Raw genomic sequence first — 12,208 nt, 5'->3', positions numbered from 1 at the left:
CACTATGAAAATAATACTTTCCCGCTGCCCCATCCCGGCGCCGTGGTTGCCCAAGGTCTGGCTTCATTCGCGCATGTCCGCCGCGAATAAAAAACTGACGCTGGCAGCCTTGTCGCTGGCCATGATGCTCCCCCTGGCAGCACACGCCATCGACGTTGATATCGGTGACTTTGTTCCTGCGCCAGAAGGCAAAACCGTGGGTCTGCTTTACTACCAGCACGTCGAGCGTAACAGCCTCTACACGCAGGGCCAGAAAGCCGCGCTCAACCCCAGGTTGGTCTCGGACATCGGCATCGCCAGACTGGTGCACTACACCAGCATCGGCGGGCTGGCTTTTGCCCCGCAGGTCCTGCTGCCTTTCGGCCGGCTTGATGCCGGACGCGATACGGCTGCCCTGGGCCAGACCAGCGGGGTGGGCGACATCATTCTGGCCGCGCCGTTCTGGCCGGTCAACGACGCCGCATCCCGCACCTATCTTGGCATCGCCCCCTACCTGTATCTGCCCACCGGCAGCTATGACCGCAACCGTGCGCTCAACCTGGGGGAGCACCGCTGGAAGTTCGATCTGCAGGTCGGTTTCGTAAAGGGATTCACCGACAAGTGGTACCTCGACCTGACCGGGGACGTGATGTTCTATGGCAAGAACGATGACTATGGCAGCAACGGTGCAACCCAGAGGCAGAAGCCTCTCTTCCAAGGTCAGTCTTACTTGCGCTACCAGTTCACGCCTGCCGCAAATATCTTCGTCGGCCTGTCGCAGAACTGGGGCGGAGAAACACGGGTCGATGGTGTAGACGGCAATGATGAAGCACGCCAGCGCAAGGCGAGCATAGGCGGCGGTTGGTTCATCGGGCCCAAAACACAACTGCTGGGGGCCATCGGCCACGACCTCTATGTGCAAAATGGTTTCAAGGAAAACGCCCGCATCAATCTGCGGCTGCTGCGGGTCTTCTGAGCACCAATAAGAAATGGCAGGGAGCGCTGCGCCGTTACAGGTGATCTGTCCTGCTTCAAGTTGGGACTCGAAGCAGGACAGGCCTCATTGGACTGAACATTGGGTCAGTATGGCCTCGTTATCAGATCAGGGATAAGACTGTTCGTCCAGCGTATCACTTCATCGCCAGGCGCTGGCCCAGCCTGAGGATTCGCTCCCCCCTGGACGATCAACGTGCCAGTGCATAGTTGATCGGCACCCAGCGATAAGCACTGCCATCCTTGACGATGTGTCCAATGCCCGGGAAAGACAGGTGAGCACCCGCGATCAGTTCCTTGGCATCTGCCACCGCATCGAAGGCCTTGCGACGGTCGCCCATGGCCTCGCGCTCGTCGGTATCGAAACCGATGGTGACATCCGGCTGCGGGAACTGTACCGCCGCCACATGGATCATGTCGCCCACGATCAACAGGCGCTGGCCCTTGCTGCTGACCAGGTAGGCATTGTGGCCAGGGGTATGGCCGTAGTTGGCCACGCTAGACACGCCCGGCTGCAGCTCGCCGTCACCGTCGAAGGGGCGGAACTTGCCGGCTGCAATATAGGGCTTGAGCGACTTCTCGGCGACCTCGAAGAATTCCTGGTTGATGTCACTGGCCTTGGCCTTGTTGGCGGGGTTGAGCCAGTAGTCGGCATCCTTCTTGTCGGCCCGCACAATGGCCTTGGGGAAGACACGCTTGCCCTTGTGCGTGAGACCGGCTTCGTGGTCTGGATGAAGGTGGGTCAGGTAGATTTCATCCACCTGGTCCGGACGATACCCGGCAGCTTTCAGGCTGGTGAGCAGGTGGCCACTGTCGGCATCGAGCACGCCGCCGGCACCGGTATCGATCAGGATCAGTTTTTTGCCAGTGTTGACCAGGAAGGCATTGACCGAGGTCTCCACCGGATCAGTGACGAAGGCTGCCTGCAGACGCTTGTCCAGATCTTCCTTGCTGATCCCCTTGAGCAGTTTTCCGGCCGGCAGATGGTTGGTGCCATCCGACAGTGCCGTGACTTCGATATCACCGATCATGGTGCGATAGAAACCGGGCTGGTTCTTGTGCATCGGTGCCTCGGCATACGCCGCATGGGCCATGGCGAATGTCATGGCGGCAGCAGCGAGCGGACGCAGCAGTGGAGTGAACGAGCCTGCGCGAATCTGGCGAATGGAAGTGGACATTGTTGTTTTCCTCAAAGGATCATTGAAGCCGACCGATTCCGGCACGCAGTAGGCATGCATGGACGGCCGTCCGGCTGACCGGGACGATGCCATTACCGGCCAGAAGGATCGATGGACGAAGCGAGGCTGCGAGGACACAGATCGCACTGTGCCGGACAACGGCGTGAGACCACATTGCAGCTCTGCCACAGGGCGCAGTGTGGGCAGTGCAGGAGGGAGTGTCTAGTTATACGAAAGGATAGGCGAAAGGTATTGCGTTGCGCATCGCGGATGTAGACGTTCCCGTGACGGATGGCGCACAGGACACAAGGCCGGATCGAGATGATGTGTCCCGATCCGACCTCGCTGGAGATATTGCGCAGGACTGCTACACGATCCTAGAATCCCATGCGTCGCAGATCGTCGGCTTCGAAGTTCTGCCCGCTACGCTGCCTGACCGCCGGCAGTTCCAACACTTTCACGCGCCACTGGTGAAGCGCCGTCAACGCTTCATCGATGGGGATACCGGCCGCATCTGCAAATGCGAGACCCGCAAACACGGTGATATCGGCCATGGAGAAGTTTTCCCCGGCGATAAAGGACTGACCGCGAAGCACCCCGTCAAAATAACGCATCCCCCCGATTGCCTTGTCACGTTCGCGCTCTCCCCACTCCTTGCGGTGCGCCCAACCGGGGCTCTTGAACTGCTGCAGGGCCGCTCCCAGTCCGGGTGTGGCGTGATGGAAGTAAATGCCGACTGCATCCAGCAATTCGCTCTCGGCGCGCCGCTGCATCATGTGAATGAGCCCCTTCTCCTTGGGCGTCTTTCCGGTCAGGACGGGGTTGCCATCGAGGTTGTCCAGATACTCCGTGATGGCCGTGCTTTCGGCGATCAGGGTGCCGTCGTCCAGTTCCAGCAGCGGCAATACACCGGACGGGTTCTTGGCGAGGAAGGCCGCGCCTTTGTGTTCTGCGCCAATGAGATCCACTGACTCAAATTCGACTGCGTGATCCAGTCCTTTAACTGCCAGAACGATGCGGATACGGGCGGGATTGGGAAAACCGGGACGGTCATATATCTTCAAGTTGAGCTCCTGTTGTCGGTGAATTATCGATACGCTTATCTATCCATCAATCTATCTATCGATAGGTAGATGCTAAGAGAGTAGAATTCTGCTGTCAATAACTATCTATCGATAGAGAGATTCAAATGAACGCAGCCGATACCAGGGAAATCATCATGGGCGTCGCCCGCAAGGCGGTCCAGGCCAGGGGTTACAACGCATTGAGCTTCAGGGAGCTGGCGGCCGAAGTCGGCATAAAAAGTGCAAGCGTGCACTACCATTTCCCGACGAAGGGCGACCTGGCTGCTGCACTGGCACAACGCTATACGGAGGATGGCCGGGAGTTTCTGGCAACGATCAGGGAGGGCAGCAAGAGCGTGAAGGCCGCCGTACAGCAGTACACCGATATATTCCGGGCCGCCCTGGCGGACGATAACCGCATGTGTCTCTGCGGCATCATGTCAGCCGAGCATGACGATCTCCCACCTGAAGTACGCGCAGAACTTGACCAGTTCAACCAGATGAATGTCGACTGGCTCACATCGCTGCTGGCCCAGGGCAGCCACGGCGCGAAAGAACTCAAGCAGGCCAGGACCCGGGCCCTGGCAATCTTTGCGGCAATCGAAGGCGCCCAGCTCATCGCACGCGGGCAAGGGGACATCGCGGTCTATGACCAGATTATCGAGGGATATCGTCAGGCGGGACTGCTTCCCTGAATATCCCGGAATCGTCCCTTGCCCAGCCTGTGACATCACAGGCCTGGGCGATCTGGACGGGACTCAGGCAGCAGGCCGCTTGGCCAGCGCCAGGATGGCGCCGAAGAGAATCATGGTGCCGCCGCTGATGCGGTTCATCCAGCGCAGACCACGGGCATTCTGGATCACGCCGGAAAGCCTGCTGCCCGCATAGGCATAGGCTGCGATCGCAACCACTTCCAGACTCAGGAAGATCGCGCCCAGGATGAGAAAACTGATCCAGTAATTGCCGGGAACCACGAACTGCGGGAAAAAGGCGGTGAACACCAGGATCGCCTTGGGGTTGCCGATGGCGACCAGGAATTCCCTGCGGATGAACGTGCGGACATCACCTCGCCCCTGCTCCGCCGCAAGGCCTTCCACGGGTAGCGTCGCCCTGGAAAAGAAGACCTTGAATCCCAGCCAGACCAGATAGGCGGCACCCAGCAGCTTGCAGACCGTGAAGGCCAGTTGCGACGCCATGAGCAATGCTCCCATGCCCAGTGCGGCCACGGCGATCATGATCGCAAAGGCGACAAGGCGCCCGACCGCGGCCAGAATGGCCAGCCGCAAGCCGTAGTGCGCGCCGATGGTGATGGACAGCAGATTGTTCGGCCCGAAAGCCATGTTCAACGCAAAGCAGGCGGGAACGAACAGCAGGAGGGTTTCAAGAGGCATGATCTGACCAGGTGGGGTTGGGCGACGACTTCATTCGGAAAGGGACGGCTTGATGATACAGGCTATCGCAGAGTCAGTCCGACGTGCGATGCCCCGCTACTGCGGTGAAGATTCCCAGACCGAAGAAAACGCCGGCAGTGAGATAGCGTCCCCAGGTCATTCCATTCGATAGTCGGCGCATCGCAGGCGCCACCCTGGCGGCAGCGAGCACATACGCCGTGTCGGTACACGCCGCAATCGTCACGAAGATCGCCCCTAGACAGACGCTCTGCAGCATGCCCTGTGCCTGTCTGTCGAGGAACTGCGGCAGGAAAGCGGCGAAGAAGATCGCCGTCTTGGGATTAAGCAATGCGACCCAGAAGCCATCGCGGAAGATACGGCTCAACGACAGCTCCGCTGCCACCTGCACGTCCCGTCCGGCACCGCGCTCGTCCCGAATGCCCAAGGCACACCATCCAAGGTAGACCAGGTAACACGCGCCCAGCAGCTTGACGATGGAGAATGCCACCGCCGACAAGGCAAACAGCGCAGCCAGCCCCAGCGAGGCACCCACGGCATTGCCGAGATTGCCCAACGCCACCCCGGCGACCGAGACCAGACCGGCGCTACGGCCCTGGCTGAGCGTACGCGTCACGATGAACAGCACGCCCGGCCCAGGCGTGGCAGCCAGCGCCAGGCTGGTACCAAGGAAAGCCAACAGCATGGAATGCGGGAGGAACGTATGCATGGGATCGGCACCTGGGAAAAGGTTGAGCGGAAAGATCATATCCAAGCTGCGCTCCGGTGCATAGCGGGATGAGCTGCCCGCTCACCGCAACCAGACTACGCGCCGCTTCAGCCCAGGGCCTGCGCCACCTCGGCCACCAGCTTGCGCAGCCAGATGTGCGCCGGATCGTCGCGATAGCGCACGTGCCAGGCCATGTGCAGCGGGAAAGTGCCCAGATCGACCGGCGCCGGCAATACCTTCAGCCGGGGATCATGGACGAGTCGCTTGCAGATGAGCATGGGCAGGGTCGCACAGTAATCGGTCGCCGCCACGATCTCGGGAATGGACGCAAAGTGCGTGACTGAGACAGCCACCTCGCGTTGCAGTCCCCTGCGTTCCAGCGCCTGGAACAGGCCGGTGCGCAGACGGCCGGGCGGCAGCACGTTGACGTGCTTCATGCGTTCATATTGCCTCTTGCCGATGCGCTTGCCGATGACCGGGTGGTCGGCCCGCACGACGCAGGCCAGGCCATCTTCGCCGATGTGCTGCACCACGAGGTTATCCGGGGCGTCGTTGATGCGCCCCAGCACCATGGCAGTGTCTCCTGAACTCACGCCGGTCTCGGCCAGGTCGGTGCCGAAGGGCAAGGTGCGCAGGCGCACACCCGGTGCCAGCACGCTCAGGCGGGCCACCAGCTGCGGCACCAGCACGAACTCGACGTAGCTGTTGGGCGCAATCGTGATCTGGTGGTCGGCACGCGCCGGCTCGAACGCCTGCTGGCCCAATACCACCGCATCCATCGCCGCCAGCGACGCCACCAGTGCGGGTGCGAGCAGTTCGGCCTTGGGCGTGGGGCGCATGCCATAGCGTTCGCGGATGAACAGGGGGTCCTGCAGGGTCAGGCGCAGGCGAGCCAGTGCATTCGACAATGCAGCCTGTGTCATGCCCAGTCGCGAGGCGGCACGGGTGACGCTGCGCTCCTCCATCAGGGCGACAAAGACCGGCAACAGGTTCAGGTCATATTTCATGGAGATATATTGTCTACGATAAATCTGCTTTATCAATAATAAATTGGCCGAATTTCTTTCCAGTGCCGATGATGATCTCCATCACCACCTCACCAGAAGGAGTCAACATCATGTCGCACACCGGATCTGATCTGTTTTCCCCCACCCGCATCGGCGCCATCGACGTCGCCAACCGCGTTGCCATGGCCCCTCTCACGCGCTCGCGTGCCGACATGCAGGGTGTGCACAGCGAACTGGCCATCGAATACTATCGCCAGCGCGCCTCCGCCGGTCTCATCATCAGCGAAGCCACCAATATTTCGCGGGAAGGCCGCGGCTACGCCTTCACACCAGGTCTCTACACCCAGGAACATGTCGCAGCCTGGCGCAAGATCACCGATGCGGTCCATGCGGCGGGTGGCAAGATCGTCAACCAGCTATGGCACGTAGGCCGGGTCTCGCATCGCTCATTGCAGGAAAATGGCGCAGCGCCGGTCGCGCCTTCGGCGATCCAGGCGGGGGAGCTGGTGTTCCTGGAGTCGCAGACGCAGGCCCGCCCCTCCATGCCACGTGCCCTGGAGACCGCGGAAATCCCGCGCCTGCTGGAGGACTATCGCCGCGCTGCGCGGCTGGCCAAGGAAGCCGGCTTCGATGGCGTGGAAGTGCATTCGGCCAATGGCTATCTGCTGGAGCAGTTCGTGCGCGACAGCACCAATCACCGCACCGACCAGTACGGTGGCTCGCTGGAAAACCGCGTGCGTTTCCCGGTGGAAGTGGTCACCGCCGTCGCCGATATCTGGGGTGCCGATCGCGTGGGCGTGCGCCTGTCGCCACTGACCCGCTCGGCCGGTGACATCCCGCTGGACAGCGACCCTGAGCGTACCTACCTGTACTACGCCGAGCAACTGGGCAAGCTGGGTCTGGCCTACCTGCACTGTGTCGAAGGCCAGACCCGCGGCAGCAACGCGGCGGCGGAATTCGATTTCAAGAAGCTGCACGCCGCCTTCGGTGGCCATTACATCGCCAACAACAGCTACCAGCGCGAGATGGCCATGGATGCGGTCGCATCGGGGCATGCCGACATGGTGGCCTTCGGCCGCCCCTTCATCGCCAACCCCGACCTGGTGGAACGCCTGCGCCTGGATGCCCCCTGGGCGGAGGCCGATCGCAACACCTTCTACGGTGGTGGCGCCGCAGGCTATACCGACTATCCAACCTACCAGGCCGCCTGAATCGACGATCTGGCTGGCACCGCCGTCGCCCGTGACGGTGGTGCCACCTCCTGCTGCGCCCGCCCCTCCTCCACTGCACAAGCCTGCTGTATGGCTGCGCATCGCCACACCAAAATCCCGCCGAATGAAACCGACATACCGGTCAGCGGGAACGATCACGCCGGCCCCAAGCGCAATGTCACAAAAAATCATTGCGACCGGCAAAAAATGCATCCGGGTGACGTCAGCGGCGCGCGCGATACGCTCACGGTCGACAATGCCAACTTCACCGCCAGCGATCGTCTCTCGATCGGCTATGGCAATGGCAGCAGCGATCTCTAGGCCCTGCGTGTGCGCCAGGATGGCAAGCTGCAGAGCGAGCTGCGCGCCTTCTGGAGCCATCAATGGCTGGATGCCGGCGGTAGCCTCAACGCCTCCTTCCAGGGGGCGCCGGGCGTCAACTTCCAGGTCGCCGGCCTGCAACAGAAGCGCGATGGTCTGGTGCTGGGCGCGGGCCTGTCCGGCAAGCTGGGGCTGGCGTTATCGCTGATAATTCCCTGGCATGGCAGCAGTGCGGATCCCTCAGAACAGGAAGCCGCTCTGCTGCCCGCCCGCCTGCGCCTTGGGCGCGGGCCATGCCTTCATCTGCGTCGCCGGGTAGTTCAGCAGCATCGCCGCTGCGTGCTCGGGCGTGCCGGCATTGAGCCATTGCTGATAGTGCGCGCGCGGGATGATGACCAGATTGCGCTTTTCCTCTCCGGGCTTGTGAAAACGCTGCATCAACGGATGCTGGTCAGCGTTGATGGTGATCTGCGTAAACGAAAAAGCATAGCCGCCCTCGGCCTCTTCCCAGGCGCGCCAGAGGCCTGCCACGCAGAACGGTTGGTCGTCGGCCATGCCAATGGCCCAGCGCTGGGCGCGGCCGGATTCATAGTTTGGTTCATAGAAGCACTGCATCGGCAACAGGCAGGTATGACTCTGGCGCCAGGGGCCGGCATAGCTACGCTTCTCGCCGATGGTTTCGGCACGGGCATTCATGGTCGATATCTGCAAACCCGGCTGCAGCTTGCGCCGGGGCATCATGCCGTAGGTACCGACGATGAGCTCGGGCTCCCCCTCCAGGCCGGCACGCACCACGGGCGCGGCATAATCCTGCCAGGTTTCCTCGGGCCAGTCCGGGGTGGCGCTGGTATCGGCCCCGGTCAGGGCGGTGATCTCGGATTTGGGAGTGGGCTTGTAGTTGACGCACATTGGTGGCGGTTCCTCACGCTGAAGGCGGCTGATTGTGCCATAGCAGGCGAGGTCCAGGGGCATGGACCGGCACGCGGCCGGCCACGGCGCCACCCATTGCATCAGCTGAAGAGCCGGCCGATCAGGCGTCCGCCGACGTGCAGGATCATGGGCAGCGGCGACTCGTAGTCCATGGCGCCGGTGAAGATGCTGTCGGCGCGGGCGGCGGTGGCAACCAGGGTCAGGATCAGGCCGGTGAAGAGGGTGCTGAAGATGCGCATGATGTTCTCCATGTCAGTGTCAATGTATCGATGTGTCGAAGTGGGGCTTTTCCCCGTCCTACCGCTGCGCATCTGGGCTTGCATTTGCGTTTCGGTATGGCTGTATCTTGAAGCGGCACGGTTACGCATCGATGTCACAAGTACACGTGATTGTTTCAATTGACATGAAGTGGCATGGACGGTCGGGCAGCAGGTTGATCCCGTCAGACAAGAAAAAACCGGCCTCGAGGGCCGGTTCTTCCTGGGGCGCAGGCCAGGCTCAACGCCCGCCTGCCGTACTTGCCGTACTTGCCTGCTTCAGGTCGTGCTCAGGCTGCCTTCTTGGCTTCCAGCATCGACTCCTCCAGCGCCACCAGTGATTCGATGGCGGCAATGAGCATGCCGATGCGGTGGCGACGATAGATCAGGCGTTTTCGGGAACGAATGTTCATGGATTCTCCTACGACCGGCGCATGGCCGATCCATTGATGGGTACGGATAGGCCGCGACTTGCGACGCGGCGATCAGGCATGTTCCACCCTGGTCGATGCTGCATCCGGGACGCTGGCACACTGATTCAGGCGGAACAAGGTCGGACATTATAGCTGAGCGGCCAGCCTGTCTCCGTATTTCTCCCACCACCCAGTCCTGATGAAGCGGGAATGGGATCGTCCGACAAGGCCACAGCGGCTCTTCTGCGCGAGCAAGGTCCGAGTGGCCGAATTACGCCACACAGGACAGCCTGTACAGCGCACTGAAGCGTCGGGTCGCCTGCAGGCCCGGCACGAAGTGATGACGCCCCGGGGACAGCTCTTCCCGCAAGCCATCCAGTTCGTGCGCAGCACCCACCGGTGCCGTTGGTGGCGTGTGCGCCGGCCGCTCGCGTGCACGGGCCAGCGCCCGATAACTGGGCTGACGCTTGCCCTCGCTCCACTCCGCTTCTATCCATTCGCGGATGAGCTGCTTTTCGTAGTCATCGAATACGCCGAACATCTGCCCTCCCGGCGCATCGATGAGGCGCCAGAAACGACTCTCCGACACCGGTGCAGCGCGCATTATCCATTTCGCACGGACCAGCTCCTGCAGAAAACGCACCATGCCATCCGGCTGCTCCAGCCACTGGTTGACAGTCTTGCCACCGATGCGGCAATAGTCGGAATGCATCATGCGACCGAACTGCGCCTTTTCCTGCATCAGGCGTACAACCTCCTGGTCCAGGTCAAAAGTATTGATCACATCCATCGTGCTCAACCCCAGATCGTTGAGCAGATAACCGCGCCGCACGCCACGCATGAACTGCTTCGGATCGTCAGCGTGCGCCGCTGCAAGTGCCACGGCATCCGCGGCCTTGCGCGCATGCCCGCTGGCGGCGTTGTCGATGGTGACATGCAGGGTGAAATAGTAGGGATCGATACCCAGCTCATTGAGCTCGTAGGCGGTAATCAGCAAATGCAACGGCAACTGTTCGTAGCCCAGATTGAAGCCGAACATCTCCGCTTCGTATTGTCCGCCGTGATAGGCCAGGGCCAGCTGGATTGCACCTTGCACGTAATGCGGCTCGCTCAATGGCAGGGCGGGTTCACCGCCATGCGAAGCCAGCAGGCTGCGATACAGGCTGACGTGATTCATGGCGGGATCACCATCCCCAAGCTCTTCCAGATAAGTCAGGATCAGGGGACGGAACAGCGGGTCGCGCCAGCGTGCCAGCGCACTGTAGAGCCAGGCGCCGTCGACCAGCTTGGTCGGGGCGACGCGACGCAGGAAATTGAGCGCATGCGCCTTGCCAGTGAAGAAGCGGCGTGGTGCCCCCGCCTGGCGCTCCTGAAGGTAGGTCGCGTATGCCTGGCCGACCGCGGCGGCGCGTTGCTCCATCCAGCCGGCCAGGGCGTGGGCATCCTCGGGCAGATCGCATGCCAGGGCTTGCGTCTCCTGCAGCTGTTGTTCCAGATACGCGCGCGCCAAGGCCAGCGCATCCGCATCGGGAGCGGGCGCCAGCAGCTTGCCATGCAGCCGGCTTGGCAGCAGCTCATCGGGAAGTGGCCGGTAGGCCAGGGCAGCCGATTCGGCAGCCTGCATTTCCTCTACGGTAGATCGCATACGTCCTCGCGCTAGATCAGAGGCCTCCAGCATGCGGCGCCCGCCATGATGGCGCTATCGGCGATGGGCCAGCTTTGGTGTCGGAGAACGCCCCGCCAGGGGTAGGACGATGTGGCGCAGGAACGGCGGGTTCCGTCAGCGGGAAGGCTGATCCGGGAATCGGGTCAGGTCGGTGGGCAGTCTCGTCATGCCACCTACCCCTTGCTTTTTACCCTTTTGCCACTTTGACATTTGCCGATATGAAATAATTGTCTTGCCCGTTTTTATATCCGATAATCGCGCCCATGAACGATACCGCACAACGCCCCGCCTTCCCCGACCGCCTCAGCGTCGATCCCCGCAGCCCGCATTACGATGCTGCCATTTTCGAGCACGATATCGGCATCAAGCTCAACGACAAGGAATTGAACAACGTCAGCGAGTATTGCATCAGCGAAGGCTGGGTCAAGATCCCGGCCGGTCGTGCACTGGATCGCAAGGGTAATCCGATGATGTCCAAGCTCAAGGGGCGGGTCGAACCGTTCTATCGCTGACATTGCCGATCTTGCTGAGATTGCTGATCGCAGCCATTTACGCTCAACAACACAAAGGCCCGCGCCACTGCGGGCCTTTTTGCTGGCGACGCCGCGCGGAAGATTAATCTCTGCTGCAGATCAATCGATAGCCCCTCATCGATCCCGCTGATCTGTCGATCTGAAAAACAGGCGGCGTCAGGCCACTGGACGCTGGCGCCATTCCTGCACCGTCATTCCCGTGATGCGCTTGAACTGCCGCAGGAAATGACTCTGGTCATGAAAACCCACGGCGATAGCCACATCCACCACCGTGCGTCCCGGCTCCGCCAGCAGCCGCTGCGCGCGCTGCAGTCGCTGGCGCATCATCCACTGGCACAGCGTGTAGCCGGTACTGGCCTTGAAGACCCGGCTGAAGCAGCTGGACGAAAGATGGCACATCGCCGCCAGGGTGGAGACGGTGATATTGCGCTGCAGATGGGCATCGATATAGTCCAGCACCTGTTGCACCTGCTCGGGCGAGAGCTGGCGATAGGCCGGTGCGCCGGGAACGCCAGGGATGAGAGGACGGGAACGCACA

The 12,208-nt window shown here is 61.5% G+C and carries 15 protein-coding genes and 1 pseudogene; 6 read left to right on the top strand and 10 right to left on the bottom strand.

Annotated features, from left to right (window positions below; all coding sequences use genetic code 11):
• The first annotated feature begins 4 nt into the window (after positions 1 to 4).
• Positions 5 to 955, top strand: coding sequence for a transporter (locus I5R65_RS16820; RefSeq protein WP_180668994.1), 951 nt, complete (start codon positions 5 to 7; stop codon positions 953 to 955).
• A gap of 208 nt (positions 956 to 1,163) precedes the next feature.
• Here I5R65_RS16820 and I5R65_RS16815 read toward each other — a convergent pair whose 3' ends face one another.
• Positions 1,164 to 2,150 carry an MBL fold metallo-hydrolase gene (locus I5R65_RS16815; protein ID WP_180668993.1) on the bottom strand — a complete coding sequence of 329 codons (987 nt, stop codon included), beginning with the start codon at positions 2,148 to 2,150 and terminating at the stop codon, positions 1,164 to 1,166.
• Between the two features lie 377 nt (positions 2,151 to 2,527).
• Positions 2,528 to 3,214, bottom strand: a complete 687-nt coding sequence (locus I5R65_RS16810) for a glutathione S-transferase (protein ID WP_180668992.1) — start codon at positions 3,212 to 3,214, stop codon at positions 2,528 to 2,530.
• A gap of 125 nt (positions 3,215 to 3,339) precedes the next feature.
• Here I5R65_RS16810 and I5R65_RS16805 point away from each other — a divergent pair, with 125 nt between their 5' ends.
• Positions 3,340 to 3,909, top strand: a complete 570-nt coding sequence (locus I5R65_RS16805) for a TetR/AcrR family transcriptional regulator (RefSeq protein ID WP_180668991.1) — start codon at positions 3,340 to 3,342, stop codon at positions 3,907 to 3,909.
• A 63-nt stretch (positions 3,910 to 3,972) separates the two neighbouring features.
• Here I5R65_RS16805 and I5R65_RS16800 read toward each other — a convergent pair whose 3' ends face one another.
• The 3 genes from I5R65_RS16800 to I5R65_RS16790 form a co-directional block, all read right to left on the bottom strand.
• A complete protein-coding gene (locus I5R65_RS16800) occupies positions 3,973 to 4,605 on the bottom strand; it encodes a LysE family translocator (protein ID WP_180668990.1) in 633 nt (210 codons plus the stop codon).
• 73 nt (positions 4,606 to 4,678) lie between these two features.
• On the bottom strand, positions 4,679 to 5,332 hold the full coding sequence (locus tag I5R65_RS16795; protein WP_180668989.1) for a LysE family translocator: 654 nt from the start codon (positions 5,330 to 5,332) through the stop codon (positions 4,679 to 4,681).
• Between the two features lie 107 nt (positions 5,333 to 5,439).
• Positions 5,440 to 6,339: a LysR family transcriptional regulator gene (locus I5R65_RS16790; RefSeq protein WP_180668988.1), complete on the bottom strand. Its 900-nt coding sequence runs from the start codon at positions 6,337 to 6,339 to the stop codon at positions 5,440 to 5,442.
• A gap of 110 nt (positions 6,340 to 6,449) precedes the next feature.
• Here I5R65_RS16790 and I5R65_RS16785 point away from each other — a divergent pair, with 110 nt between their 5' ends.
• From I5R65_RS16785 to I5R65_RS24485, 3 genes and pseudogenes are all read left to right on the top strand, one after another.
• The gene (locus I5R65_RS16785) at positions 6,450 to 7,550 is read left to right on the top strand and encodes an alkene reductase (RefSeq protein ID WP_180668987.1); all 1,101 of its coding nucleotides are present in this window, start codon (positions 6,450 to 6,452) and stop codon (positions 7,548 to 7,550) included.
• 90 nt (positions 7,551 to 7,640) lie between these two features.
• On the top strand, positions 7,641 to 7,871 hold the full coding sequence (locus tag I5R65_RS16780; protein WP_180668986.1) for a hypothetical protein: 231 nt from the start codon (positions 7,641 to 7,643) through the stop codon (positions 7,869 to 7,871).
• 9 nt (positions 7,872 to 7,880) lie between these two features.
• Positions 7,881 to 8,066 (top strand): annotated as a pseudogene (locus tag I5R65_RS24485) (autotransporter domain-containing protein); the annotation flags it as partial.
• Between the two features lie 45 nt (positions 8,067 to 8,111).
• Here I5R65_RS24485 and I5R65_RS16770 read toward each other — a convergent pair.
• The 4 genes from I5R65_RS16770 to I5R65_RS16760 all read right to left on the bottom strand — a co-directional run bounded on the left by I5R65_RS16770 (position 8,112) and on the right by I5R65_RS16760 (position 11,116).
• Complete coding sequence (locus tag I5R65_RS16770; RefSeq protein ID WP_180668985.1) at positions 8,112 to 8,780, bottom strand: SOS response-associated peptidase; 669 nt, start codon at positions 8,778 to 8,780, stop codon at positions 8,112 to 8,114.
• 101 nt (positions 8,781 to 8,881) lie between these two features.
• Positions 8,882 to 9,040 carry a hypothetical protein gene (locus I5R65_RS16765; RefSeq protein ID WP_166758255.1) on the bottom strand — a complete coding sequence of 53 codons (159 nt, stop codon included), beginning with the start codon at positions 9,038 to 9,040 and terminating at the stop codon, positions 8,882 to 8,884.
• 308 nt (positions 9,041 to 9,348) lie between these two features.
• The gene (locus I5R65_RS24390) at positions 9,349 to 9,471 is read right to left on the bottom strand and encodes a hypothetical protein (protein ID WP_255493437.1); all 123 of its coding nucleotides are present in this window, start codon (positions 9,469 to 9,471) and stop codon (positions 9,349 to 9,351) included.
• Positions 9,472 to 9,742: 271 nt separating this feature from the next.
• Positions 9,743 to 11,116: an iron-containing redox enzyme family protein gene (locus tag I5R65_RS16760; RefSeq protein ID WP_231395208.1), complete on the bottom strand. Its 1,374-nt coding sequence runs from the start codon at positions 11,114 to 11,116 to the stop codon at positions 9,743 to 9,745.
• 284 nt (positions 11,117 to 11,400) lie between these two features.
• Here I5R65_RS16760 and I5R65_RS16755 point away from each other — a divergent pair, with 284 nt between their 5' ends.
• On the top strand, positions 11,401 to 11,649 hold the full coding sequence (locus I5R65_RS16755) for a DUF3297 family protein (protein ID WP_180668984.1): 249 nt from the start codon (positions 11,401 to 11,403) through the stop codon (positions 11,647 to 11,649).
• Between the two features lie 177 nt (positions 11,650 to 11,826).
• Here the strand turns inward: I5R65_RS16755 and I5R65_RS24295 are convergent, their stop codons facing one another.
• Positions 11,827 to 12,207, bottom strand: a complete 381-nt coding sequence (locus I5R65_RS24295) for an AraC family transcriptional regulator (protein WP_180668983.1) — start codon at positions 12,205 to 12,207, stop codon at positions 11,827 to 11,829.
• Position 12,208: the final 1 nt, after the last annotated feature.

It is taken from the genome of Herbaspirillum sp. AP02, assembly GCF_015767275.1.
Taxonomy (GTDB): domain Bacteria; phylum Pseudomonadota; class Gammaproteobacteria; order Burkholderiales; family Burkholderiaceae_D; genus Herbaspirillum.
Note: the sequence above shows the minus strand (reverse complement) of the source record. Positions and strands in the feature narration are given on the sequence as shown.

Excerpts from the sequence above, each read along its gene's own strand:
- I5R65_RS16820 (WP_180668994.1), top strand. The coding sequence starts at position 5 with ATGAAAATAATACTTTCCCGCTGCCCCATCCCGGCGCCGTGGTTGCCC.
- I5R65_RS16780 (WP_180668986.1), top strand. The coding sequence starts at position 7,641 with ATGGCTGCGCATCGCCACACCAAAATCCCGCCGAATGAAACCGACATA.
- I5R65_RS24390 (WP_255493437.1), bottom strand. The coding sequence starts at position 9,471 with ATGAACATTCGTTCCCGAAAACGCCTGATCTATCGTCGCCACCGCATC.
- I5R65_RS16795 (WP_180668989.1), bottom strand. The coding sequence starts at position 5,332 with ATGCATACGTTCCTCCCGCATTCCATGCTGTTGGCTTTCCTTGGTACC.
- I5R65_RS16815 (WP_180668993.1), bottom strand. The coding sequence starts at position 2,150 with ATGTCCACTTCCATTCGCCAGATTCGCGCAGGCTCGTTCACTCCACTG.
- I5R65_RS16760 (WP_231395208.1), bottom strand. The coding sequence starts at position 11,116 with ATGCGATCTACCGTAGAGGAAATGCAGGCTGCCGAATCGGCTGCCCTG.
- I5R65_RS16785 (WP_180668987.1), top strand. The coding sequence starts at position 6,450 with ATGTCGCACACCGGATCTGATCTGTTTTCCCCCACCCGCATCGGCGCC.
- I5R65_RS16805 (WP_180668991.1), top strand. The coding sequence starts at position 3,340 with ATGAACGCAGCCGATACCAGGGAAATCATCATGGGCGTCGCCCGCAAG.
- I5R65_RS16800 (WP_180668990.1), bottom strand. The coding sequence starts at position 4,605 with ATGCCTCTTGAAACCCTCCTGCTGTTCGTTCCCGCCTGCTTTGCGTTG.
- I5R65_RS16755 (WP_180668984.1), top strand. The coding sequence starts at position 11,401 with ATGAACGATACCGCACAACGCCCCGCCTTCCCCGACCGCCTCAGCGTC.
- I5R65_RS16765 (WP_166758255.1), bottom strand. The coding sequence starts at position 9,040 with ATGCGCATCTTCAGCACCCTCTTCACCGGCCTGATCCTGACCCTGGTT.
- I5R65_RS16770 (WP_180668985.1), bottom strand. The coding sequence starts at position 8,780 with ATGTGCGTCAACTACAAGCCCACTCCCAAATCCGAGATCACCGCCCTG.
- I5R65_RS16790 (WP_180668988.1), bottom strand. The coding sequence starts at position 6,339 with ATGAAATATGACCTGAACCTGTTGCCGGTCTTTGTCGCCCTGATGGAG.